23 protein-coding genes and 1 riboswitch are annotated in these 21,987 nt (G+C 71.9%); of the genes, 11 read left to right on the top strand and 12 right to left on the bottom strand.

Features of this window, described 5'->3' with window-relative positions; genetic code table 11:
* Positions 1–47 precede the first annotated feature (47 nt).
* Entirely contained in the window at positions 48–527 is a 480-nt protein-coding gene (locus tag AB0K36_RS18855) for a J domain-containing protein (RefSeq protein WP_364595378.1), read from the bottom strand.
* Between the two features lie 181 nt (positions 528–708).
* On the opposite strand from AB0K36_RS18855, the gene AB0K36_RS18860 reads away from it, so the two are divergent.
* The 3 genes from AB0K36_RS18860 to AB0K36_RS18870 all read left to right on the top strand — a co-directional run bounded on the left by AB0K36_RS18860 (position 709) and on the right by AB0K36_RS18870 (position 2,309).
* Positions 709–1,110, top strand: coding sequence for a hypothetical protein (locus AB0K36_RS18860; protein ID WP_364595381.1), 402 nt, complete (start codon positions 709–711; stop codon positions 1,108–1,110).
* 143 nt (positions 1,111–1,253) lie between these two features.
* Complete coding sequence (locus tag AB0K36_RS18865) at positions 1,254–1,727, top strand: hypothetical protein (RefSeq protein WP_364595384.1); 474 nt, start codon at positions 1,254–1,256, stop codon at positions 1,725–1,727.
* A gap of 123 nt (positions 1,728–1,850) precedes the next feature.
* A complete protein-coding gene (locus AB0K36_RS18870) occupies positions 1,851–2,309 on the top strand; it encodes a Rieske (2Fe-2S) protein (protein WP_364595387.1) in 459 nt (152 codons plus the stop codon).
* Here the strand turns inward: AB0K36_RS18870 and AB0K36_RS18875 are convergent.
* Positions 2,296–2,946, bottom strand: coding sequence for a cysteine hydrolase family protein (locus AB0K36_RS18875; protein ID WP_364595390.1), 651 nt, complete (start codon positions 2,944–2,946; stop codon positions 2,296–2,298). The two genes, AB0K36_RS18870 and AB0K36_RS18875, sit on opposite strands and share 14 nt — an antisense overlap.
* Positions 2,947–3,103: 157 nt before the next feature.
* Here AB0K36_RS18875 and AB0K36_RS18880 point away from each other — a divergent pair, with 157 nt between their 5' ends.
* Complete coding sequence (locus tag AB0K36_RS18880; RefSeq protein ID WP_364595393.1) at positions 3,104–3,571, top strand: pyridoxamine 5'-phosphate oxidase family protein; 468 nt, start codon at positions 3,104–3,106, stop codon at positions 3,569–3,571.
* Here the strand turns inward: AB0K36_RS18880 and AB0K36_RS18885 are convergent.
* Entirely contained in the window at positions 3,560–4,474 is a 915-nt protein-coding gene (locus tag AB0K36_RS18885; RefSeq protein WP_364595396.1) for a LysR family transcriptional regulator, read from the bottom strand. The two genes, AB0K36_RS18880 and AB0K36_RS18885, sit on opposite strands and share 12 nt — an antisense overlap.
* A 73-nt stretch (positions 4,475–4,547) precedes the next feature.
* On the opposite strand from AB0K36_RS18885, the gene AB0K36_RS18890 reads away from it, so the two are divergent.
* The gene (locus AB0K36_RS18890; RefSeq protein ID WP_364595399.1) at positions 4,548–5,534 is read left to right on the top strand and encodes a DMT family transporter; all 987 of its coding nucleotides are present in this window, start codon (positions 4,548–4,550) and stop codon (positions 5,532–5,534) included.
* Positions 5,535–5,737: 203 nt separating this feature from the next.
* Here AB0K36_RS18890 and AB0K36_RS18895 read toward each other — a convergent pair whose 3' ends face one another.
* Positions 5,738–7,069, bottom strand: a complete 1,332-nt coding sequence (locus tag AB0K36_RS18895) for an aminotransferase class I/II-fold pyridoxal phosphate-dependent enzyme (RefSeq protein ID WP_364595402.1) — start codon at positions 7,067–7,069, stop codon at positions 5,738–5,740.
* 23 nt (positions 7,070–7,092) lie between these two features.
* Between AB0K36_RS18895 and AB0K36_RS18900 the strand changes: the two genes are divergently transcribed.
* A complete protein-coding gene (locus tag AB0K36_RS18900; protein ID WP_364595405.1) occupies positions 7,093–7,764 on the top strand; it encodes a pyridoxamine 5'-phosphate oxidase family protein in 672 nt (223 codons plus the stop codon).
* Between the two features lie 165 nt (positions 7,765–7,929).
* On the opposite strand, the gene AB0K36_RS18905 is transcribed toward AB0K36_RS18900, so the two are convergent.
* The 3 genes from AB0K36_RS18905 to AB0K36_RS18915 form a co-directional block, all read right to left on the bottom strand.
* Positions 7,930–8,871 (bottom strand): DMT family transporter, encoded by a 942-nt coding sequence (locus AB0K36_RS18905; protein ID WP_364595449.1) that lies wholly within the window; start codon positions 8,869–8,871, stop codon positions 7,930–7,932.
* A gap of 207 nt (positions 8,872–9,078) precedes the next feature.
* On the bottom strand, positions 9,079–10,089 hold the full coding sequence (locus tag AB0K36_RS18910) for an EamA family transporter (protein ID WP_364595408.1): 1,011 nt from the start codon (positions 10,087–10,089) through the stop codon (positions 9,079–9,081).
* Positions 10,090–10,171: 82 nt separating this feature from the next.
* Positions 10,172–10,801, bottom strand: a complete 630-nt coding sequence (locus AB0K36_RS18915) for a Clp protease N-terminal domain-containing protein (protein ID WP_435877886.1) — start codon at positions 10,799–10,801, stop codon at positions 10,172–10,174.
* A 254-nt stretch (positions 10,802–11,055) separates the two neighbouring features.
* Between AB0K36_RS18915 and AB0K36_RS18920 the strand changes: the two genes are divergently transcribed.
* Positions 11,056–11,484: a type II toxin-antitoxin system Rv0910 family toxin gene (locus tag AB0K36_RS18920; RefSeq protein ID WP_364595411.1), complete on the top strand. Its 429-nt coding sequence runs from the start codon at positions 11,056–11,058 to the stop codon at positions 11,482–11,484.
* Positions 11,485–11,590: 106 nt separating this feature from the next.
* On the opposite strand, the gene AB0K36_RS18925 is transcribed toward AB0K36_RS18920, so the two are convergent.
* Positions 11,591–12,193 (bottom strand): PadR family transcriptional regulator, encoded by a 603-nt coding sequence (locus tag AB0K36_RS18925; RefSeq protein ID WP_364595414.1) that lies wholly within the window; start codon positions 12,191–12,193, stop codon positions 11,591–11,593.
* A gap of 138 nt (positions 12,194–12,331) precedes the next feature.
* On the opposite strand from AB0K36_RS18925, the gene AB0K36_RS18930 reads away from it, so the two are divergent.
* Positions 12,332–13,153, top strand: coding sequence for a PhzF family phenazine biosynthesis protein (locus tag AB0K36_RS18930; RefSeq protein ID WP_364595417.1), 822 nt, complete (start codon positions 12,332–12,334; stop codon positions 13,151–13,153).
* 69 nt (positions 13,154–13,222) lie between these two features.
* On the opposite strand, the gene AB0K36_RS18935 is transcribed toward AB0K36_RS18930, so the two are convergent.
* Positions 13,223–14,023: a CPBP family intramembrane glutamic endopeptidase gene (locus tag AB0K36_RS18935; protein WP_364595454.1), complete on the bottom strand. Its 801-nt coding sequence runs from the start codon at positions 14,021–14,023 to the stop codon at positions 13,223–13,225.
* 130 nt (positions 14,024–14,153) lie between these two features.
* Positions 14,154–15,662 carry a glutamate-cysteine ligase family protein gene (locus tag AB0K36_RS18940; protein WP_364595420.1) on the bottom strand — a complete coding sequence of 503 codons (1,509 nt, stop codon included), beginning with the start codon at positions 15,660–15,662 and terminating at the stop codon, positions 14,154–14,156.
* A gap of 474 nt (positions 15,663–16,136) precedes the next feature.
* Here AB0K36_RS18940 and AB0K36_RS18945 point away from each other — a divergent pair, with 474 nt between their 5' ends.
* The gene (locus AB0K36_RS18945) at positions 16,137–16,727 is read left to right on the top strand and encodes a hypothetical protein (RefSeq protein ID WP_189470200.1); all 591 of its coding nucleotides are present in this window, start codon (positions 16,137–16,139) and stop codon (positions 16,725–16,727) included.
* Positions 16,728–17,057: 330 nt separating this feature from the next.
* Positions 17,058–17,264, top strand: coding sequence for a DUF5999 family protein (locus AB0K36_RS18950; protein WP_307705317.1), 207 nt, complete (start codon positions 17,058–17,060; stop codon positions 17,262–17,264).
* A 114-nt stretch (positions 17,265–17,378) separates the two neighbouring features.
* Here the strand turns inward: AB0K36_RS18950 and AB0K36_RS18955 are convergent, their stop codons facing one another.
* Entirely contained in the window at positions 17,379–18,122 is a 744-nt protein-coding gene (locus AB0K36_RS18955) for an alpha/beta fold hydrolase (protein ID WP_364595424.1), read from the bottom strand.
* Positions 18,123–18,320: 198 nt separating this feature from the next.
* Entirely contained in the window at positions 18,321–21,206 is a 2,886-nt protein-coding gene (gene gcvP / locus AB0K36_RS18960; RefSeq protein ID WP_364595427.1) for an aminomethyl-transferring glycine dehydrogenase, read from the bottom strand.
* Positions 21,207–21,386: 180 nt separating this feature from the next.
* A riboswitch (glycine riboswitch) is annotated at positions 21,387–21,484 on the bottom strand.
* A 114-nt stretch (positions 21,485–21,598) separates the two neighbouring features.
* Here gcvP and AB0K36_RS18965 point away from each other — a divergent pair.
* Complete coding sequence (locus AB0K36_RS18965; protein ID WP_189470208.1) at positions 21,599–21,982, top strand: PRC-barrel domain-containing protein; 384 nt, start codon at positions 21,599–21,601, stop codon at positions 21,980–21,982.
* Positions 21,983–21,987: the final 5 nt, after the last annotated feature.

A 21,987-nucleotide genomic window follows, 5' to 3' on the forward strand; every position in this document is an offset into this window, starting at 1 on the left:
TCCGGCCGCGGTCGGCACCGCGCCACCGCTCGCGCGGAGACGGCGGTTCATGGCCACTGCCACGGGTCCACGTCCATGACCCACCGCAGCAGCAGGGTCAGCGGATCCGAGGAGTACGGGGCCTCCTGCGGAGGGACGTGTACCCGGACAGGGCCCGCGCGCACGCTCGGGGCTCGCGGCCCGATTCCCAGGACCGCCGGCGGCTCTGCCGACAGGCGTTCGTCGGCTCGCCTACGGGTCGGAGGACCGGACGGCCGGTCGACGGTCACCGGGATCCGCCGGGCTCCGGAGGTCCGGCCGCGGTTGCGCTCCGCGTCGTAGCGTTGCCGCAGCACCGGATCGCGGAGGGTCGCGTACGCCGCCACGACGGCGGCGAGCTCGTCGAGCCGCGCCGCTCCGGCCGGGCCTGAGTCCGGGTGCAGGGCCCGGACCTGCCGACGGTACGCCGTGGTGATCTGGCGGGACGTCGCTGACGGCTCGACGCCGAGCACCGTGTAATGGTCACGGGAGAGGGGTGGCCCCGGCATCTCACCCACCTCCTTTCCCAGCGGGGCGGCAGCAGCACGGAACCGGGCTGTTCCTCGTCAAATATGTACATAAAACTTGAGTCGGGTGTTGTCAAGGCTGCTCCTGCGGAGACACCTGAACCTGCGGAGACACCTAAAATGGAAGCTGCAGGCCGCATCCGACGGGATGGAGGTGGACGACGTGATCACCGAGATGGCAGTCGAGCGCGTGGAGTTCACCTGTGGCAGGTGCTGGCACGAGTGGAGCGCCGACTACGACGTCCAGCAGTACCGCGACGACCAGGGCGGGCAGTGGGAGTACTTCTCCCGTGACGGCATGCCGGTGGCCTCCCCGTACACGCCCGCGGGCGCACCGCCGTGTCCGATCTGCGGCCGCCGATGGGTGGGCCGCATCCTGGCGCGGCGGCCCGTCCCCATGCCCCCGGGGGCGGCCCAGACGCCCCGACTGAAGATCACCGACACGTCCGGGCACCGCTCGGAGCGGCACGGAGCACGCCTCCTCGGCTCGTCCGCGCACGTCCAGCCCGAACCGCTGGGGCCGCCGGCGGACGAAGGCAGCAGCGAGTCTCGCGTTCCACGCTGACCGGCCGGCGGTTCCCCGGCGGTCCGGCCGACGAAGGCCCGCACGGACGGCTGTACGGCCCTGATACGACGGTTGCGGCCTTGAACCGCGGCCCTGAACACAGAACACGTCCCGAAGACACGCCTCAAAGGAGGTGCAGCGCCATGGCCCGCCTAGCAGTCAGAGGCGAGGAGCTGATCGTCGAACTGACCTGGTGGGAAAAGATCACCGCACGGCACGCGGACGTCCGGGTGCCGCTCGCGGCGGTGGAGAAGGTGACGGTGGAACGCGACTGGCGGCGCGCCGTGCGAGGCGAGCCCTCCCGCGGCGTGTGGATCGGTGACCTGTTGTATCTCGGCGTGCGCGAGCAGGCGGACGTGCGGGACTTCGTCGCGATCCGCCCGCGTCGCGGTCCCGTGGCGCGCGTCGACCTGCGCCCGGCGGCGTCACCGTTCGCCCGTGTCGCCGTCTCCGACCGCGTCCCCGAAGCCACGGCGGCCACCGTACGCACGGCCGTGAGCCACCATCTGCTCGCGCCGGCCGGCTCCGGTTGCGCCGACCCCGACCCGGCACCGCGCAGAAGGCCCGCCTGGCTGCCGGGCCGCTCGCCGGCACCGGCTCCCCCGGCGGGCATCTGAGCAGGGAGTCCGGATCGCAGGACGAGCGGTCGAAATTCCTGATTCCTTGAACGCCGCGGCCCCTCGGCGCGTACAACATCACGAACCGGCCGGTACGGGGCCGGACGAGACGAGGGAGCCAGCATGACCGGAACGCAGGGGACCGCCCGGACCGTGGCGCGCCGCACCGTCGTCGCCGCCGTGGGCGGGGCCGGCCTCTCCGTCGCCCTGACGGCGTGCGGCGGCTCGGACGACTCGGCGCAGTCCGTGTCGGACAAGCCGGCCGGCGAGGGCGCCGCCTCGGGAGGCGGCACCGGGGGCGGCACGGTGATCGCCAAGACCACCGACATCCCGGAGGGCGGCGGCAAGATCGTCGGGGACGTGGTGATCACCCAGCCGGTGGCGGGCGAGTTCAAGGCCTTCTCGTCCAAGTGCACGCATCAGGGCTGCGCGGTGACGGGCATCGCCGACGGCACCATCAACTGTCCCTGCCACAACAGCCGGTTCGACGCCACGGACGGCAGCGTCAAGGCAGGTCCCGCGACGAAGCCGCTGCCGCCCGCCGCGATCACGGTGGAGGGTGACTCGATCAAGCTCGCGTGACGCGGCGCGGCCCTTTCCAGCAGGAGACCACCTCGTCGGTGGTGGCGATCGTCGCCACCAGCGACAAGGTGTTGCGGATCATCGCGGGCGTGTACTCGGCGGGCACTCCCGCGATGGCGTCGGCCACGACGACGGCGGTGTAGCCGAGGTTCACCGCGTCGAAGACCGCGTTGGGCACCGCCACGTTCGCCGACACCCCGGTGACGACAAGGGTGCGGCAGCCGAGGTTGCGCAGGATCGGGTCGACGTCCGTGCCGGCCAGCGGCGACAGGCCGTGCAGTCTTCGCACGACGATGTCCTCGGGCGCCACGTCGATCGGTGGAGCGAGACGCACCGCCGCGGAGCCGGTGTGCTGCTGGACGGGCAGCCGGGCGGCGGCCCTGAACAGCCGTGCGTTCCGGTTGGACCCTCTGCCGTCGGGCCGCCGCTCGGCCACCGCGTGCAGCACCTGCACTCCGGTGTCATGGGCCGCGGCGACCAGCCGGGCGACGTTGCGGAGGGCGCCGGAAGAACTTGCCGTCGCGGCGAGTTCCGGCAGTGCGCTGCCCTTGCCGACGACGCCCTGCTGGCATTCGACGGTGAGGAGCACGGTGGTGGGCGCCTCGAGCTGCTCCAGGAGCTGATGGAAGGATGACACGCGGCTCCTCCTCGGTGTCCCGGCCCTTCGGCACGGGAGGCGCGACGGTAGCCGCCGTTGCGTACGAGGGGAAGAGCCTCCATGCTGACGCACAACATTTCTGACAGACCGTCAGTAATGCGTTCCGCCGTGTCAGCCGTTGCCGGGGAGGCCGCACATGACCGCCATACAGCGCCGGGGCCGTCGCATCATGATGACCCCCGCCGAGCTGGACGCGTTCCTGACAGAGCAGCGGACCTGCCGGGTGGCCACGGTGTCACCCGACGGGCGTCCGCACGTCAGCGCGCTGTGGTTCGCCTGGGACGGCACATCGCTGTGGCTCTACTCCCTCACCCGCAGCAGGCGCTGGGCGGAGCTGCGCCGCGATCCGCGGCTCGCCGTGGTCGTCGACGCCGGCGAGGAGTACGGGGAACTGCGGGGTGTCGAGCTGTCCGGCACGGCCGAGTTCGTGGGCGAGGCCCCGCGGACGGGTGAGCACTGTCCCGAACTGGCGGAACCGGAAGCCCTGTTCGCCCGGAAGAACTTCGGCCTCGACACGATGCCCCACGACGGCCGGCACGCCTGGCTGCGGCTCACCCCGGACGCGGTCGCTTCCTGGGACTTCCGCAAGCTGTCAGCGCTCTGACTCCTCGACCGGCCCGGCGGCGGCGCGCAGCGCCTCCACCGCCGCCCTGATGGAGGGCCTGCGGTCGGCGTCGGTGCGCCACACCGCGTAGACGTGGCGGCGCATCCGCTGCCGTACGGGGACGAGCGCGACACCCACGGGAACGGGCCCCCGGCCGAGCCGGGGCGCCACGCAGACGCCGAGGCCGGCGGCGATCAGGGCGAGCTGGGTGTGGTGTTCGCCCGCCCTGTGCCCGATCCGCGGCTCGAATCCCTTGGAGCGCAGGGTGAACATCAGCCACTCGTGGCAGAACTCGCCCTCCGGCCAGGACACCCACTCGTCGTCGGCGAAGTCCTCCAGGTCGACCTCCGCGCGGTCGGCCAGGGGATGACTCGCGGGCATCGCGACATCGGGCACGTCGTCGAGCAGTTGCGCCTGCGCCAGGCCGCCGGGGACGGGAAGCCGTTTGTTGCTCCAGTCGAGCACAACGGCGAGGTCGAGGTCCCCGCGGATGACCGCCCTGACACCGGCTTCGGGCTCCAACTCCGTGGAGAGCACCCGCAGTTCCGGGTGGTCCCGGCGCAGGGTGGACACGGCCACCGGGAAGAGGCCGCGGGCCGCGGTGGGGAACGCCCCGATCCGGACCTCGCCGACCGCCTGACCTCGCCGCGCCTCGATGTCGGACTGGGCGAGCTCGACCTGGGAGAGGATGCGCGCGGCATGGTCGGCGAGGAGCCTGCCGGCGTCGGTGAGGCGCACGCCGCGCCCGTTCTTCGCCAGCAGCTGCTGCCCGACCTCCCGCTCCAGCTTCGCCATCTGCTGGGAGACGGCCGAGGTGGTGACGTGCAGCCCGTCGGCGGCGGCACTGACGGAGCCGTGCCGGGCCAGGGCGTCCAGGGTGCGCAGTCTCTCCAGGTTCAACATGTAAGCGATGCTAAGCGAAGAGGTCGAGAAATTCTCGCTTGTCCTAAGAGGTGCGACGCGCGATCGTGGGGCCATGAGCAGCGCAACCACCGAGGCCGACGAGGCCCGCGCCCGCACCCTTCCCCCGGTCCCGCCGGGGGCCGCCCCCGCCGGGACCACCTCCGCCGTCCGCCCGCCCCGACGGGCCGTCGACTGGCGCATCCGCTTCGCGGTGCTCTCCGCGGTGTGGGGCTTCAGCTTCCTTCTCATCAAGGTGGGCACGGGGGCGTACGCGCCGTTCCAGGTCACCTTCGGCCGCCTCTTCTTCGGCACGGCGGTGCTCGCGGTCGCGATGGCGGTCCGCCGTGACCGGCTGCCGAGCGGCCTGCGCACCTGGGGTCATCTGACGGTCGCGGCCTTCCTGCTCAACGCGCTGCCGTTCTCGCTCTTCGCCTATTCCGAGCTCACGATCCCCTCGACGCTCGCCGGCATCTGCAACGCCACCTCGCCGCTGTGGGGCATGGCGCTCTCCCTCGTCGCACTGTCCGAGGACCGGCCGACCCGGCGCCGCGTCGCGGGTCTCGGTATCGGGTTCCTCGGCGTCCTCACCGTCCTCGGCGCGTGGCAGGGCTTCTCGGGGCTCGACTTCTCCGGCACGGCCATGGCACTGCTCGCCTCGCTCAGCTATCCGATCGGCTGGATCTACGTACGCCGCACCCTGGCGGGCTCCAGCCACTCCCACCTCTCCCTGACGGGTGCCCAACTGGGCCTGGCGACCGTTCAACTCGCCGTCGTCACGCCGCTGTTCACCACGGTGCCGGACTCGTTCCCGCTCGTGCCCCTGCTCGCGGTGATCGCGCTCGGCGTCCTCGGCACGGGACTGGCGCTGCTCGTCCAGTACGGGCTGGTGGCGGAGGTCGGGCCGACGACGGCGCAGATGGTCACGTACTTCATCCCGGTCATCGCCACGGCGGCCGGCGTGGCGCTGCTCGACGAGCACCTGGCCTGGAACACCCCGGTGGGCGCGTTGATCGTCCTGGTGGGTGCCGCGCTGACGCAGAGCCGGCCGAAGCGGATCTGAGCCCGCACGGGGGTATCCGCCCCCGAAGCGACCCGAGCCCGCAAGGGTCACCCCCGAAACGGGCGTGAGCCCGCCCGGCGCCGACCGCCCCGGGCCTCGGACGGCCGGGCCGCTGCCGAACGGGCCCGCTGCCGGCGCCGGGACCGCTGCCGGACGGTACGCGACGCCGGCGCCGGGACCGCCGGCGTCGGGTACCGTCCGGATCAGCCGTAGCTGCGGGCGGGCATCGGGCCGACCGCCGAGGCCACCGCGTCGGCGAGCGGCTCGATGTCGGCGGCCGTCAGGTCGGAGACGGTCAGACGGACCCCGGGCGGCGACGACATCCGGAACCGCGCCCCGGGGGCCACCGCCCACCCGGCGTGCAGAAGCCGGGCCACCGCTCCCGTCTCGTCCCGGACCGGCACCCATACGTTCATCCCGCTCCGGCCGCGGGCCTCGACGCCGCGCCTGGCCAGCGCGCCGATCAGAGCGTCGCGCCGTTCGCCGTATGAGCGGGCCACGAGGGCGGGGTCGACAGCCCCGGACGCCCACAGGTGCGCGACCGTGTGCTGCAGCAGCCGGCTTACCCAGCCCGGCCCGAGGCCGAGCCGTCCCTGTACGCGGTCGATGGTGACGGTGTCGCCCGTGAGGACGGCGACCCGCAGATCGGGCCCGTAGGCCTTGGCCGCGGAACGCACGAACACCCAGCTGTCCGTCGGCCCCGCGAGGGGGTGCAACGGCTGGTCCACGATGGCGTGTCCGTGGTCGTCCTCGATGAGCAGGGTGCGCGGGAACCGTGCGAGCGAGGCACGCAGTTCGTCCGCGCGCCCGCGGCTCAGGACCGCGCCCGTCGGGTTCTGCGCCCGGTCGGTGACGACGATCGCCCGGGCTCCCGCACCGAGCGCCCGCTCCACGTCCCCGGGCAGCGGGCCGTCGTCGTCGAGTGCGACCGGCAGCGGCTTGAGGCCGAGCGCGGAGACGAGATCGAGCAGACTTCCCCAGCCCGGGTCCTCCACGGCGACGGCGTCGCCGGGCCGCAGATGCGCGGCGAGGACCCGCTCGATGGCGTCCAGCGATCCGGACGTCGCGGCGAGCGGCCCTGCGGGGACCCCGTCGGCGTCCATCGAGGCGCGTGCGAGGCGCACGAACTCGGGGTCCAGCGGCGCCCTTCCGTACAGTCCGGGTTCCTCCGCGTGCCGTCCGGCCGCGGCGGCGAGCGCCTCACGCAGCGGCGGCAGGAGCGCCAGGTCCGGGTTGCCCTCGCCGAGGTCGCGCACGCCGGGGGGTGCGTCGACCCGGATCGATCCGCGCACGGTACTGGCCGGGCGGGGGCGCACCCGGCTGCCCCGGCGGCCGGCGGTCTCGATCACCCCGCGCTCGCGCAGGGTCCGGTAGGCGGCCGCGACGGTGTTCGGGTTCACCCCCAGCTCCGTGGCCAACTCCCTCATCGGAGGCAGCAGTCGGCCCGGTTCGAGCTCTCCGGAGCCCACTGCCCGCTCGATGCTCGCGGCAATCTCGGATGCACGCCGCCCAACGATCCGATACTCTCCTAGCACAAAAGACATTATGCACTAGTGCAATGGAGAGCGCAATGCCGGAGACCACGGAAGCCCTGTACGAGCCGACCGACCGGACGATTCCCACCCGCTCCCGGGAGCGGGCATCGTACGACCGCGAACTGGTGCACTCGATACTCGACACGGCGTACGTCTGCCACCTCGGGTTCGTACGCGACGGAGCACCCGTCGTCCTGCCGACGCTGTACGCCCGCGTCGGCGAGCGGCTGTACGTCCACGGGTCGACCGGGTCCCGTCCCCTGCGGATGGCGGGCGAGACGGACCCCGGGCTGCCCGTGTGCCTGACGGTGACGCACGTCGACGGTCTCGTCCTTGCGCGCTCGGCCTTCCACCACTCGCTCAACTACCGCTCGGTGGTGGTGCACGGCACCGCCCGGCAGGTCACCGACCCGTCGGAGAAGCGCACCGCGCTCGACGCACTCGTGGAGCATGCCGTTCCCGGCCGTTCCACGGACTCCCGCCCGGCGAACGCCAAGGAACTGGCGGCGACGGCGGTACTCCGCCTCGATCTGGCGGAGGTGTCGGCGAAGACCCGCACGGGCGGGCCGAACGACGACCCGGCCGATCTGGACCTCCCCTACTGGGCGGGCGTCGTCCCCGTCACCACCACCCGCGGCCTGCCGGACCCGTCGCTGGACCTCTCCCCCTCCACGCCGCTCCCCGCCTACCTCTGACGCGCCGCCGCGTCGGTCCACGAGCGGCGGGCCCTGCCGAACGGGGGTCGGCAGGACCGCCGCACAACCTCTACCTGCGCCCCGAGCGTGCCCTCGCCGCCGCCCGCGACGTGAGTGACGCCTCGGACATCGGCATGCGCTTCGGCCGCTCGCGCCCCGAGGGCCTCACGCCGCGGCCGGCACCCGCCTCCGGACCGCGGCGCCACGCGCCTCCGCCGCCGCGAGACCGGCGACCGCCGTGAGCAGCAGCAGCGTCCCCGCCACCGTGGCCGGCGTCAGGCGCTCGCCGAGCAGGGTCACCGCCATGACCGCCGCGCTCACCGGCTCCAGCAGCATGATCACCGAGACGGTCGCCGCCCTGACCACGGCCGCGCCCGCGAAGTAGAGGGCGTAGGCGAGCGCCGTCGGCACGGCCGCGACATAGACCAGCAGCCCGAGGACCCTGGCCGCCTCCGCGGTGTGCGGCAGCAGTCCCTCGCCGATCGCCATCGGCAGCAGACCCACGGACCCGATCGCGAACGCCCACGCCGTCGTGGACAGCGAGTCACCACCGCCGCCGTCCCGGCCGAGCCACCGCGTCAGCAGCGTGATCGCCGCGTATCCGGCGGCCGACAGCACGGCGAGCGCGACGCCCGACGGCTGCACCTCGGCGCCCTCGCCGCCGAGGACCAGGACGCCGAGCCCGGCCAGCGCTCCCGCGACGGCCAGGATCCCGCCGCGGCCGAGCCGCTCCCCCATGGTCAGGCGTGCCCCGACGGCGATGAGCACAGGGCCTGCGCCCAGCGTCACGACGGTGCCGACGGCGAGGCCGGTCGCCTCCACGGCCGCGAAGTAGGCGCTCTGGAAGACGGTGAGACCGACTCCCGTGGCGAGAATGCGCAGCACCCTCCGCCGGCGCGGTTCGGCGGGCGCGGTGGCTCCCCGGCGACGCCGGGCGCGCATCGCGAGAACGGGCAGCAGCAGGAGGAGCCCGCCGACGCACCGCCAGAACGACAGGGCGAGCGGCCCCAGATCGCTCACCGCGAAGACGAGCGAGGCGGCGGCGCCGGCGGTCCCCCAGGCGAACCCGGCGAACACGAGACAGGTCAGACCGCGGCCCACGGACATGATGGCGGGCACGCCGGCAGCAGGAGTTGAAGAGGAATTCGACACGTGACTTCTCCGTATGAAGAACGGGACGGCTGATCGCTCGGCTCAGTCACGCGGGCAGCACCGACCGCTCGGGGAAGACACCCCGAGCCAGGTCTCCTTGAGAACGTCCGCCCGCGCTAGGCGGCGGGCGGCGGAAGTACGGTCGAATGCATGATCGCCACCCTACGTCGCGCGGTGACCGGCGGACAACTCACCCGCGGCGGGCCCGTCGCCGGCCGCCGCGGGCAGGGCTTCCGGCCCACCTGCCGCCACCGGCCCGGACGGCGGCCGGGGAGCCTGGGACTGTGCGATGAACGCCCCGAACAGGACGACCGCGCCACCGAAGATCTGCGGCGCGGAAAGGTGCTCACGCAGCAGCACCCACGCCAGCACGGTCGCGATGACCGCCTCCAGGCACGCGACGACACCCGCCACCTGAGGCGAGAGCCGGCGCACCGACACCACACCGGTGACGTACGCGAGCACGGTGGCGATCAGCACGATCCACGCCAGCAGCATCGCGGCCGGGACGTCGGTTCCTCCCATGTCGGCGTCACCGGCGAGCAGCGACCAGTCCATGCCCCACGGCCGGGCCACGACCGTCAGCACCGCGGCGCCGATGAGGAGGCCGTACGCGATCACGCCCAACGGGTCGGGGGCGTCGTCGCTGTCGCCGCCCTGGTCGGACAGGACGAAGTAGCCCACCTGACAGCAGGCGGCGCCGAGGGCCAGCAGCAGGCCGAGCACATCGAACCGCAGCCCCGCCCACACCTCGACGACACACGCGAGGCCCGCGACCGCAAGCACGACGCCCGCGGCGGCGGCCCTGGTCACCGGCCTGCGCTGGACGAAGCGGACCCAGCCGAGCACCAGGGCGGGCGCCAGGTACTCGATGAGCAGTGCGACGCCGACAGGGATGCGGGAGATGGCGGCGAAGTAGCACGCCTGCACGCCCGCCACGGCCAGCAGGCCGAAGCCGGCCAGCAGCGCGGGCCTGCGCCTCAGAAGTCCGCGGTGACGCCAGGCCAGCGGGAGCATCACGAGCGCGGCGCCCGCGACCCGTAGCCACACGACGTGGAGGGGGTCGAGCCCCGCTTCGATCAGCGGCTTGGCCGCGACACCCGATCCACCGAACGCGAACGCCGAGCCCAGGGCGAGTCCCAGGCCGGCGCTCCTTCCCTGAGACGCTTGCATCGGCACATCATGTCAGCAGCCGTCAGCACCGTCACCCCTGTGACACATGTCGAGACACTTCCCGGCACGCCCCCGGAGGCCACTACGCGGCGGGCCCGGCGGACACCCGTTCCGCAATCCGCGCCGCAAGCACCGACACGTCGACCCGGGCCCTGCGCAGCACTTCGGCGGCCCGGCAGTCGCGATCGGCGGCGATGCGGGCCAGCACGTCGATCCCCGCCGCCCGGGTGTCCCCGCGGAGCCTCGCCGTGGCCAGCGCGCCCACCAGGGCGGCCACGGCCGACGGCGACCAGCCCGGCAGGTCGGGCAGCGCCGCACCGGCCGAACGGCCGGGCGCCTGTGCCGTACCGGGCACCGCGGTGCCCGGCGACGGCAGCCGCGGCGCACCGCCCTCTCCCACCACCGGCAGCGCGACCGAGTCCTCGACGGAGCCCCGCCAGGCGAGCCCGTAGCCGATGCTGCGCTGGACGAGGTAGCCGAGCACCCGCGCCAGTTGCGCGGGCGACCCGAACACCGCCCGGACCTCGGGGTCCCGTTCCATCAGGGAGTGGAGGAGATGGGCGGTGTCGATCTGCCTGTCGCCGTCGCGCAGCACCCTCCTGCGGGCACCCGCGACCACCGATGCCAGCTCCACGGTGAGCGCGGCTTCGAGATCGGCACGGACAGGGGCGGCAGGATGCTGCCGGGGCAGCCACGGGGCAGGACTTCGCACGCTCCCACCTCATCAGGCATCCACTGCCCCGGCGTCCACGCGGGGAAGCATTTGCGCATCCCACCGGAGTTGGGCACACCCGGGCGATTCCTCCTCCTTGCGGATGAGAAGCCGCCGCCGTCCCCTGACTCATCACCTGCGGCCCGCCGGTGACGACCGCCGACAGCACGTAACTGACAGGTCGTCAGTATTGAATGTTCCCGCACGCACGGCTACGGTCCGCGCACCGGAACCCGACACGAAGGGGTGGTCGCATGGCCGAAGTCAGTGCCGAGGCGCGCATCGAGGCACCGGCCGCGAAGGTCTGGGCCCAGCTGACCGACTTCGCCTCGTACGGCCGCTGGAACGCCACCCACACCAGCTTCCCCAAGGGCGGCCCCGAACCGCTGGAGACGGGCGCCACCTTCGCGGAGAACATGAAGCTGATGGGCTTCCCCGCCGAAGTGACCTGGACGGTGGAGGAGTTGGAGGCCGAGCGGGTGCTCGCCATCAGGGGCAAAGGACCGATGTCCGTCGTTGTGGGCACCCGCTACTCGCTCACCCCGGCCGACGGCGCGACCGACGTGCGCATCGACGGCGAGTTCACCGGTGCGGCCGTCTCGCTCATGGCCGGCAAGCTGAAGGACTCGGCGACCGCGGCGCTCAACGAGTCGCTCCGCAAGCTGGGGGGACTGGTCGCCTGACCCCGCACGCCGGGCGGGCAGGTCGCCCGGGCAGCCGTCACGGACGGCATCGGCCGCGGAGACGACAGAAGGGCCCCGCGCCGACGCGGGGCCCTTCACGCCTGACTCAGTGCTCGTCGGCCAGGATCAGGTAGAGCTTCTTGCGGGCCTCGTTGATCACGGCGACGGCCTTCTGCCGCTGCTCGGCGGTGCCCGACTTCCAGACCTGGCCGAACGCCTCCATCAGGCCGAAGCCGGCCTGCCGGATCTCGTTGACCGTGTCCCAGTCGACACCGCGACCCGCCTCCTCCCAGGGAGCCTCCGGGCCCGATTCGGCCTCGGCGCGCCCGGTGTCGGTCAGGGTGAACAGCTTCTTGCCGCCGTCGCTTTGGCTGACGATCAGCCCCTCGTCCTCCAGCATCTGAAGGGTCGGATAGACGGACCCCGGGCTGGGCTTCCACGCCCCGCCGCTGCGTTCGTCGATCTCCTGGATCATCTCGTAGCCGTGCATCGGGCGGTTCTTCAGCAGCGCCAGGATCGAGGCACGGACATCACCCCGCCGCGCCCTGCCCCGGCCGCCGCCACGCCCGCGTCCGCCGCCGAAAGGCCCGCCGAACGGCGGTCCCCAGGGCCCGAACGCCGCACGCCGGCCCTCGTACTCACCCCAACCGTGATGGCCGGGCCCGCAGTGTCCGCGGCCGCCTTCCGGCCCGTTTCCTTGTGAAGGCATCGCTACGCTCCTTCCATCGTTGATCAGTCGCGATGCTTCAACGATATATCGGAAACAAACTAACGACAAGGCCTCACCGGGCCGCCGACCCCGAATTGGCCTTGGCCTGCCCGTTCACCGGAGCTCTACGGTCGACCCATGCGGATTCGAATCGTCGACGCGTTCACCGACCGCCCCTTCGCGGGCAATCCCGCCGGAGTGCTGCTGCTGGACTCCGCCGGATTCCCTCCTGACACCTGGCTCCAGAACGTCGCCGCGGAGCTGAACCTCTCGGAGACCGCCTTCGCCCACCCCCTGCCCGCCGGGGGCGACGCGGACTGGGCACTGCGCTGGTTCACCCCGGCCACGGAGGTCGACATGTGCGGCCACGCCACCCTGGCGACGGCGCACGTACTGCACACGACGGGAGCGGCGACGGGCACGGTGCGCTTCACCGCGCGCTGCGGCATCCTGCTGACCACCGCGCACGTGGACGGCACGGTCACCCTCGACTTCCCCACCGCTCCCCTGCGAGAGGTGGCGGTCCCCGACGGCGTCGCCGAGGCGCTGGGCGCGAAGGTGCTCGCCACCCATGACACCGGGCCCCACATCGGGGACCTGCTGGTGGAAATGGCCGACGAGCGGACCGTGCGCGCTCTGGACCCCGATTTCGCCGCCCTGGTGGCGCATTCCGAGCGCGGGATCATCGCCACCGCCGCAGCGGCGGACCCCTCCGCCGGCTACGACTTCGTCTCCCGCGGCTTCTTCCCCAGGGTCGGCATCGACGAGGACCCGGTCACGGGGAGCGCCCACACGGCACTCGCGCCCTTCTGGTCCGCGCGCCTCGGCCGCGACGAGCTGACCGGCCTCCAGGCCTCGGCCCGCTCCGGCCTGGTCCGCACCGCCCTGCGCGGCGACCGCACCCTGCTGACCGGCCGCGCGGTGACCGTGATCGACGGCGAACTGCTCACCGCTCCCTGAGCACACCACGACCGAGGGGATGCACGGCAGACACCGTGCACCCCCTCGGTCGCGCTGCCGGCCCGCCGGTCACGGCGTGGGAAGCCAGTCCACTCTCCCGGACAGCAGTCCGTATCCGACGAAGGCGACGATGTCGAGCAGGGCGTGCGCCGCCACCAGCGGCCCCACCCGGCCCCACCTGCGGTACAGCAGGACGAAGACCACGCCCATCACCATGTTGCCGATGAACCCGCCGATGCCCTGGTACAGGTGGTACGAGCCGCGCAGCACCGAGCTGGCGACCAGCGCCGCCATCGGTGTCCAGCCGAGCTGACCGAGCCTGCGCAGCAGATACCCGACGACGATCACCTCCTCCACCACGGAGTTCTGGATCGCGGAGAGGATCAGCACCGGGTACTTCCACCAGACCTCGGGCAGCGCCTCCGGCACGACGGTGAGGTTGAAACCGGAGGCCCTCGCCACCAGGTAGAAGGCCAGCCCCGCGCTTCCGATACCGGCGGCCACGAGCGCGCCACGGCCTATGTCGGACCAGGGCCGGCTCCGGTCGAAACCGATCGAGGAGAGCCCGGCACGCTCGCGGATCAGCAGATGCGCGACGAGCGCGACGGGCACCAGCGCCGTCGCGATCCCGAAGAGCTGCCACGCCAGATCGAGCCACGGCCGCCCGGGCGCGAAGGACCCGTTGAGCGTCGCGGCCTGGTCCTTCAGCCCGCCGGGCTTCGTCAGCGATCCGATGAAGCTGATCAGCGCGGACACACCGCTGGCGCCGAGCGACAGGGCGAGCACGAGCAGCGTCTCCGACCGGAGGGTCCTGCGCGACACCGCCTCCCGCGGAAAGGACCCGGCCGCGTCTCCCGCCTGCGCCTGCACTACAGCCTCCAGTTGCTCCACCGCATGGGACGTCACAGCTTGCCCGACGAACCTACGGCGGTCGCAGCCAGGTCCCGCGCACGCGTCCACGACCGCGCCGAGCCACCGTGCGTCCGCGTGCCCGGGTCGGTCAGGAGCGCGCCCCCGGGAAACCCACCGGCCATGTGTGCACCGGCTGCCCCTCACGCATCAGCTCGCAGTAGCGGCGGGTCATCGCCGCCAGCGCCACCTCACGCTCCAGCCCCGCCTCACGGGCGCGGTGATAGGTGTCCGCCTGCCAGGAGGCTCCGTTCATCCGGCGACGGCACCGCTCCTCGATCACTCCCAGATACAGGTCGCGATCGGCGGGCGCCACGTTCCACGCGTCGAGACCCGCCGCGGCCAGCGGCAGCAACTCGTCCCGGACGAGCTTGACGACCGGCACCTGCGTGACGCCGCCCCGGCCGGGACGGGGCCACTGGAGCTCGGCGTCGATACCGTGCCGGCACGCGGTCTCGAAGTTCTGGTCGGCGGCGGCGAAGGGCAGCCGCGTCCACACCGGACGAGAGTCCTCCGCGAGCGCTCGCACCAGCCCGTAGTAGAACGCGGCGTTGGCGATCACGTCGGTCACCGTGGGACCGGCGGGCAGCACGCGGTTCTCGACCCGCAGGTGGGGGACGCCGTCGACGACCGCGTACACGGGACGGTTCCAGCGGTAGATCGTGCCGTTGTGCAGGACCAGCTCCTGGAGCCGCGGCACTCCGCCGTCCTCCAGCACCCGCAGCGGTTCCTCGTCGTCGCAGAAGGGCAGCAGCGCCGGGAAGTAGCGGATGTTCTCCTCGAAGAGGTCGTAGGCCGATTCCACCCAGCGCTCACCGAACCAGGTACGCGGGCGCACACCCTGCGCCTGGAGCTCCGGCGGGCGGGTGTCCGTGGCCTGCTGGAAGAGCGGCGGCCGCGACTCGCGCCACAGCTCCTTGCCGAACAGGAACGGCGCGTTGGCGCCGACGGCGACCTGCACGGCGGCCACCGCCTGCGCGGCGTTCCACACGTCGGCGAACCGGCCGGGGGTCACCTGGAGATGCAGTTGCACCGACGTGCAGGCGGCTTCCGGCGCGATCGACGCAGACGTGCACGTGAGCCGCTCCACCCCCTCGATGTCGAGGGTGAAATCCTCCCCGCGGGCCGCCACGATCTGATCGTTGAGCAGCATGTAACGGTCGACGTCGGAGAGGTTCGCGGACACCAGATCCTGCTGCGCCAGCGTCGGCAGAATGCCGATCATCACGATCCCGGCACCGAGTTCCTGTGCCTTGCGATCGGCATATCCCAGCCCGGTATGCAACTCCTCCGCCAGCTGATCGAGCACGCGGCCGCCCAATCGGTGCGGGACGATGTTTACTTCCAGATTGAACATGCCGAGCTCGGTCTGGAAATCGGGACTGGCGATACGGGAGAGAACTTCGGCATTCATCATCCGAGGCATCCCGTCCGCGCCCGCGAGATTCAGCTCTATCTCGAGCCCCATCAGATTCTTGGGCCGGTCGAACCTCTTCTCCGCCAGAAGCCGCCCCAGGCCGGCCAGGCACTGTTGCAGCTTGCCTCGGTACCGCTGCCGATCGGACAGGTCGAACCCGCCTGCCTCGACCTTCTCCCCCATCGAAGCGTCCCTCCTCGAGTGGGTCCCACGTGGCGAGGACCGCTCACGTCACGGACGATAATGCCCAGCCTCATTGATCCATAACGCCCCGCGCGGACTCTGCGGCCGGTAGGCTGGACACAGGCGTCCAGCGGGCACATTCCCCTGGCATGAGGCGAACCGCAATTGCAGGCATGGACGGCGACGGAAAACACAGGCTTGATTCGGCCTACCGCGTCGGAGCCGAAACCGCAGGCCGCAGCCTCGAGAGCACGGGAAAGCAGCAGAAATGCCGCATGAAACGGGCCGGTTCACGTCTTGCCCGAAATACCTGCGACGGGTAGCGGAAACATTACGTGAACACGCGTCGTATAAACTCCGCGAGGGCGGTGAGTTCGTATCCGGTGTCTTCCGGCCGCTGGCCGCCCCGCACGCAGACAGTGACGTCCGCACCTTCACGCTCCACCGTGTCTCCTGAGTGAGAGGCGACCCATCATGCCGCTGCTTGTCCCCCCGGCCCCCGCGCCTGCCCTGCGAAGCGTCCTCGCGGCACTCGGTTCCCCCACAGCCGTCCGCGAGGCCCGAACACCCGCTCTGAGGTCCGTCCAGGGGCCGCTGAGCGCCGAACTGCCGCTGCCGGTCCATGTACTGGACCGGATCGTGCCGAGCGGCCGCACCCCGCACACCAGGCTCACCGGCTGGCGTTTCCTGATCCGCAGCGGCGACCGCACCGTGGCCGCCGCGGACACCATGCTCACGCCGGACGGCTGGACCTTCTCGCACTTCTTCGAGGGCCCCTACCTCGACTCGACCGAACGCGCCCTGCGCCAGGCCGAGTCGACCGGCGCCCCGTTCCAGCCCAGACTCCTGTCCGTTCCCGAGCTCTACATGCTCACGCTCTGGCTGCACGGCGACGTCGAGGCCGACGCCGCGTCCGGCACCCCGCAGCCTTCCGACGTCCTCGTCCCTCTCGCCCCCGCGCCACCGGGCATAGCCGCCCACCGGCCGCACCGGGTCGCGGACCTGCTGCCCCTCATGACCCTGCGGGTGACGCCGGCCCCGCTGCTCGACTCGCCGGCGGCCTGACAGGAGAACACTTAGGACATCACACCCACAGGAGACACCCGATACGCCCCGCGACCGGAAGGTCGCGGGGCGTACCGGTGCTCCGGGTACTGGCCCGTTGTGACTAGCCCGGCCGGGCCACTGCGAACCACCCGAAAGGACAGCCCCGTCGAACTGAACCGCCCGAGCGGGTGGTGCGTCATCAATCAGTAGGAAGAGCTGCTGTGAAATGCCTGCGGAGCGACCTCCGCGGGTGAACACTGGGGACCGACCGACAGATACGGGGGAGCGGCCATGAACACCTCATCGAGCCGCACGACACACACCACATCACAGCGAAAGAACCCATCAATGTGCCAGCACCAGCCAGCCTGTCCCACATCCGACTCCGCCGACCGTGAGGCGGCCCGCCTCGTCGCGCACCATCCGGAACAGGGCTGGAGCCTGCTGTGCAACGGCGTGCTCCTCTTCGAGGACACCGGCGAGCTGCTGCCCGACGGCCGGATCATCGCCCCGCGCCGTACGGCGGACGCCGGCCCGCTGGTGACCGCCGCCTAGGCCCGGACAGGGCCCAGTAGGGCTGAAACCGGTCGACGAAGTGGGTGCGGCTTCAGCCGCACCCGCCGAAGGCCGGCGGCTGCGGCGGCCGTCGGCGCGACCACCGCCGGACGGTCAGTCCTCGTACAGGCCGACGCCCTCGCCGGCCGCCGCGCGTACCAGGACGCCGGCCAGCTCCACAGGGGTGGAGAGCATCGGGTAGTGGCCGGTGGCCAGTTCGAAGAAGGTGACTCCGGGCTCGGCGAGCTTGGCGAACCGCGGCAGGCCGGTGCCGTGCAGCGTGCGGGCGAACTCCAGGCTGAGGCCGTTCGCGAGGCAGAACACCCCGGTGGTCGGGAGCTTGAGCCAGGCGCCGGTCAGCTCGATCGGCTCCGTGACGGTCCGGACCGGTTGCGGGGTGGCCAGGCGGTGGTAGCGCTCCAGCTCCGCCGGCGGGACCGCGTGCACCGCCGGGATCTCCTCGGGTACCGGGACGACGCCGCCGAGGGCACGGTCCAGCAGACCGAGCTGCGGCATCTGCGCCACCACCGACTCACCCGGCTCCGGGAAGCCGGTGTCCACGAACACCACCCGGGCGACCTGTCCGGGGCACCGGTCGGCCGCCGCGAGGGCGGGGAAGGCACCGTAGCTGTGCGCCACCAGCACAGTCCCCGGCCCCTCCGTGTCGAGCAGCGCCGCCACGGCGTCGGTGTGCTCCGCCAGGCCCACGCCGGCGGGGTCGTCCTCCCCCGCCCTCTCGGCCATGCCGGGCAGGGTGACCGGAAGCGCCCGGTGCCCCTGCGCGGTCAGCTCGGCGGCCACCGCCTCCCAGGCCCAGCCACCCATGAAAAGCCCCGGGACCAGTAGAAACGTCGTCATGACAGACCTCTTTCGAAGCATCGCGTGCGGTCGATCAGGACGGTAGGACCTCCCTCTGGGGGAGATTCCAGCCGTTTGTGACGTGCGGGACCGGCAAGATCCGCCGGACAGGCCTGGGCCTCTTCAGGAGCACGGGAAAGCGAAGGGCCGGCCCGGAGACTTCCGGACCGGCCCGACGCATGTGCCGTGCGACTCGCGTCAGTTGTCGTACTCCTCCAGCGGCGGGCAGGAGCAGACGAGGTTACGGTCGCCGAAGGCTCCGTCGATGCGGCGCACCGGCGGCCAGTACTTGTCGGCCGCGTTCACGCCCGCCGGGAAGACGGCCTCCTCGCGGCTGTAGGCGTGATCCCACTCGCCCCCGAGCGCGGACGCCGTGTGCGGAGCGTTGCGCAGCGGGTTGTCGTCGGCGGACCACTCGCCCGACGCGACCTTCTCGATCTCGCCGCGGATCGCGATCATGGTGTCGCAGAAGCGGTCGAGCTCGGCGAGGTCCTCGCTCTCGGTCGGCTCGATCATCAGCGTGCCGGCCACCGGGAAGGACATCGTCGGCGCGTGGAAGCCGTAGTCGATCAGGCGCTTGGCGATGTCGTCGACGCTGACACCGGTCGCCTTGGACAGCGGCCGCAGATCGACGATGCACTCGTGGGCGACCAGGCCGGCCGGGCCGGTGTAGAGCACCGGGTAGTGCGGCTCGAGGCGCTTGGCGATGTAGTTCGCCGCGAGCACGGCGACCTGCGTCGCCCGCTTGAGGCCCTCTCCGCCCATCAGCCGGACGTACGCCCACGAGATCGGCAGGATGCCCGCCGAGCCCCACGGAGCCGCTGAGATCGGTCCCACGCCCGTCTGGGGGCCGGCCGCCGGCTGCAGCGGGTGGTTCGGCAGATAGGGCGCGAGATGGGCGCGCACACCGACCGGGCCGACGCCCGGGCCGCCGCCGCCGTGCGGGATGCAGAAGGTCTTGTGCAGGTTCAGGTGCGAGACGTCGCCGCCGAACCGGCCCGGCTTGGCGAGACCCACCAGGGCGTTGAGGTTGGCGCCGTCGACGTACACCTGGCCGCCCGCGTCGTGCACCTGGGCGCAGATGTCGGCGACGTGCTCCTCGAACACACCGTGCGTCGACGGGTAGGTGATCATCAGCACGGACAGTTCGTCGCGGTACTGCTCGATCTTGGCGCGCAGGTCCTCGACGTCGATCTCACCGTCGTCGGCGGTCTTCACCACGACGACCTTCATGCCGGCCATCACGGCGCTGGCGGCGTTGGTGCCGTGCGCGGAGGACGGAATCAGACAGACCGTGCGGCCCGCGTTCCCGTTGGCGCGGTGGTAGGCGCGGACGGCCAGCAGACCCGCCAGCTCGCCCTGCGACCCGGCGTTGGGCTGGATGGAGACCTTGTCGTAGCCGGTGACCTCGGCGAGGCGCTCCTCCAGCTCGTGGATCAGGGTCAGGTAGCCCTGGGCCTGCTCCACCGGGGCGAACGGGTGGATCTGGCCGAACTCCGGCCAGGTCACCGGCTCCATCTCGGTGGTCGCGTTCAGCTTCATGGTGCAGGAGCCGAGCGGGATCATGCCGCGGTCCAGCGCGTAGTCACGGTCGGCGAGCCGGCGCAGGTAGCGCAGCATCGCGGTCTCGGAGCGGTGCTGGTGGAAGACCGGGTGGGTCAGGTACTCGTCGTCGCGCAGCAGCGCGGCGGGCAGGGCGTCCACGCCGGCCGCGTCCAGGGCGTCGATGTCCCCGTCCACGCCGAAGGCGGCCCAGACGGCGGCCAGCTGCTCGCGGCCGGTGGTCTCGTCGCAGGCGAGGGAGACGTGATCGGCGTCCACCAGGTACAGGTTGACGCCGCGCTCGCGGGCGGCGGCGACCACGTCCGCGGCCCTGCCGGGCACGCGGGCGGTCAGGGTGTCGAAGTACGAGCCGTGCAGCAGCTCGACACCGCCGGCCCGCAGCCCTTCGGCGAGGATCGCGGCGTAACGGTGGGTGCGCCGGGCGATCGCACGCAGCCCGTCCGGCCCGTGGTAGACGGCGTACATGCCCGCCATCACGGCGAGCAGGACCTGCGCGGTGCAGATGTTGCTGGTGGCCTTCTCGCGGCGGATGTGCTGCTCGCGGGTCTGCAGCGCCAGCCGGTAGGCCTTGTTGCCGTCGGCGTCGACGGAGACGCCCACGAGGCGGCCGGGCAGGCTGCGCGCGAACTTGTCGCGGACGGCCATGTAGCCGGCGTGCGGTCCGCCGAAGCCCATCGGGACACCGAAGCGCTGGGTGGTGCCGACGGCGATGTCCGCGCCGAGCTCGCCGGGCGAGGTGAGCAGCGTCAGAGCCAGCAGGTCCGCGGCGACCGTGACGATCGCGCCGAGCTCGTGCGCCTGCTCGATCACGGGCTTGAGGTCGCGCACGGCACCGGAGGCGCCCGGGTACTGCAGCAGCACGCCGAACACGCCGCGCTCGGCGATCTCCGCGGGGATGCCCTCGCTGAGGTCGGCGGTGACGATCTCGACGCCGGTGGGCTCGGCACGCGTCTCTATCACAGCCAGCGTCTGGGGCAGGGCGTCCGCGTCGACCAGGAAGACGCCGTTCTTGACCTTGCCCACCCGGCGGGCCAGCGACATGGCCTCCGCGGCGGCCGTGCCCTCGTCGAGGAGCGAGGCGCCGGAGGTGGGCAGCCCGGTCAGGTCGGCGACGACGGTCTGGAAGTTGAGCAGCGCCTCGAGCCGGCCCTGCGAGATCTCCGGCTGGTACGGCGTGTACGCCGTGTACCAGGCCGGGTTCTCCATGACGTTCCGCAGGATGACCGGCGGCGTGAACGTCCCGTAGTAGCCCAGGCCGATCATGGGCGCGAGCACCTGGTTGCGGTCCGCCAGGGTGCGCAGCTCCGCGAGGACGTCCGCCTCGGTGCGGGCGTCAGGGAGGTCGAGGGCCTCGGCGCTCTTGATGACGTCCGGTACGGCGGCGGCGGTGAGCTCGTCGAGGGAGCCGTAGCCCACATGGGCGAGCATCTTGGCCTGGGCACCGGCGTCGGGCCCGATGTGCCGCTGCTCGAACGGAATCCCTCGCTCCAGCTGGGAGAGCGGAATGCGGTTGGCGGTCATGGTGGGAGGCCTCCTGGTCTTCGCGACCTGCGAGGGGCATCACGGCACGGATGCCCGGACGGCCTCCCCCTCTGTCATCTCGACCTGAGAGCTTCACCGGGCGTCACGGAGCGACATCCCGGCTTTCACCGTCGGTGAGAGCGGATGCCGTCCGACGCCCGCTCTGCTTTCCAGAGTGACCTCGTCCGTGCGGTACAGGTGCCTGAGAGATTCCGGGGAGGATTTGCTCCTTCGGCGCCTCCGGACTTCTCTCCGGAGGACTCTCCCGCACAGGGTCAGCGGCCGTTTGCCAGCGTACCAGCGTGCATCGCGCCGGATCGCTCGAGTGGCCGACACCCGGAATGTGGACTTTTGTAGTCGTTGGAGAACAGTTGCGACCACTTGGAGGGACCGTGCAGACCGACATCGATCCGCGCAGCCTGATCGGCCGCAAGGCGTTCGACCGCAACGGAACCAAGATCGGAACCGTTGACGAGGTGTACCTGGACGACGCCACGGGCGTGCCCGAGTGGGCGGCCGTGCGCACAGGCCTCTTCAGCCGTGACGCCTTCGTCCCTCTCGAGCCGAGCGAGCTCGTCGACAACGCGCTGCACGTGCCCTACGAGCGCGCACTGATCAAGGACGCGCCCGACTTCGGAGTGGGCCGCCACCTGTCGCCCGAGCAGGAACTCCAGCTCTACCACCACTACGGACTCGACCTCTCCGGTCCGCCTCCCGCACCGGCGCCCGCTTCCGGCGACCGTTCCTTCGGCCGGGTCGCGGGGCAGGAGGACTGACCGGC

The organism is Streptomyces kurssanovii (assembly GCF_040677245.1).
Classification (GTDB): Bacteria; Actinomycetota; Actinomycetes; order Streptomycetales; family Streptomycetaceae; genus Streptomyces; species Streptomyces kurssanovii.

Bases quoted from the DNA above. Each gene is read 5' to 3' on its own strand.
- AB0K36_RS18855 (WP_364595378.1), bottom strand. From the start codon at position 527: ATGCCGGGGCCACCCCTCTCCCGTGACCATTACACGGTGCTCGGCGTC.
- AB0K36_RS18865 (WP_364595384.1), top strand. From the start codon at position 1,254: ATGGCCCGCCTAGCAGTCAGAGGCGAGGAGCTGATCGTCGAACTGACC.
- AB0K36_RS18870 (WP_364595387.1), top strand. From the start codon at position 1,851: ATGACCGGAACGCAGGGGACCGCCCGGACCGTGGCGCGCCGCACCGTC.
- AB0K36_RS18880 (WP_364595393.1), top strand. From the start codon at position 3,104: ATGACCGCCATACAGCGCCGGGGCCGTCGCATCATGATGACCCCCGCC.
- AB0K36_RS18885 (WP_364595396.1), bottom strand. From the start codon at position 4,474: ATGTTGAACCTGGAGAGACTGCGCACCCTGGACGCCCTGGCCCGGCAC.
- AB0K36_RS18890 (WP_364595399.1), top strand. From the start codon at position 4,548: ATGAGCAGCGCAACCACCGAGGCCGACGAGGCCCGCGCCCGCACCCTT.
- AB0K36_RS18900 (WP_364595405.1), top strand. From the start codon at position 7,093: ATGGAGAGCGCAATGCCGGAGACCACGGAAGCCCTGTACGAGCCGACC.
- AB0K36_RS18905 (WP_364595449.1), bottom strand. From the start codon at position 8,871: ATGTCCGTGGGCCGCGGTCTGACCTGTCTCGTGTTCGCCGGGTTCGCC.
- AB0K36_RS18910 (WP_364595408.1), bottom strand. From the start codon at position 10,089: ATGCAAGCGTCTCAGGGAAGGAGCGCCGGCCTGGGACTCGCCCTGGGC.
- AB0K36_RS18920 (WP_364595411.1), top strand. From the start codon at position 11,056: ATGGCCGAAGTCAGTGCCGAGGCGCGCATCGAGGCACCGGCCGCGAAG.
- AB0K36_RS18925 (WP_364595414.1), bottom strand. From the start codon at position 12,193: ATGCCTTCACAAGGAAACGGGCCGGAAGGCGGCCGCGGACACTGCGGG.
- AB0K36_RS18930 (WP_364595417.1), top strand. From the start codon at position 12,332: ATGCGGATTCGAATCGTCGACGCGTTCACCGACCGCCCCTTCGCGGGC.
- AB0K36_RS18940 (WP_364595420.1), bottom strand. From the start codon at position 15,662: ATGGGGGAGAAGGTCGAGGCAGGCGGGTTCGACCTGTCCGATCGGCAG.
- AB0K36_RS18945 (WP_189470200.1), top strand. From the start codon at position 16,137: ATGCCGCTGCTTGTCCCCCCGGCCCCCGCGCCTGCCCTGCGAAGCGTC.
- AB0K36_RS18950 (WP_307705317.1), top strand. From the start codon at position 17,058: ATGTGCCAGCACCAGCCAGCCTGTCCCACATCCGACTCCGCCGACCGT.
- AB0K36_RS18955 (WP_364595424.1), bottom strand. From the start codon at position 18,122: ATGACGACGTTTCTACTGGTCCCGGGGCTTTTCATGGGTGGCTGGGCC.
- gcvP (WP_364595427.1), bottom strand. From the start codon at position 21,206: ATGACCGCCAACCGCATTCCGCTCTCCCAGCTGGAGCGAGGGATTCCG.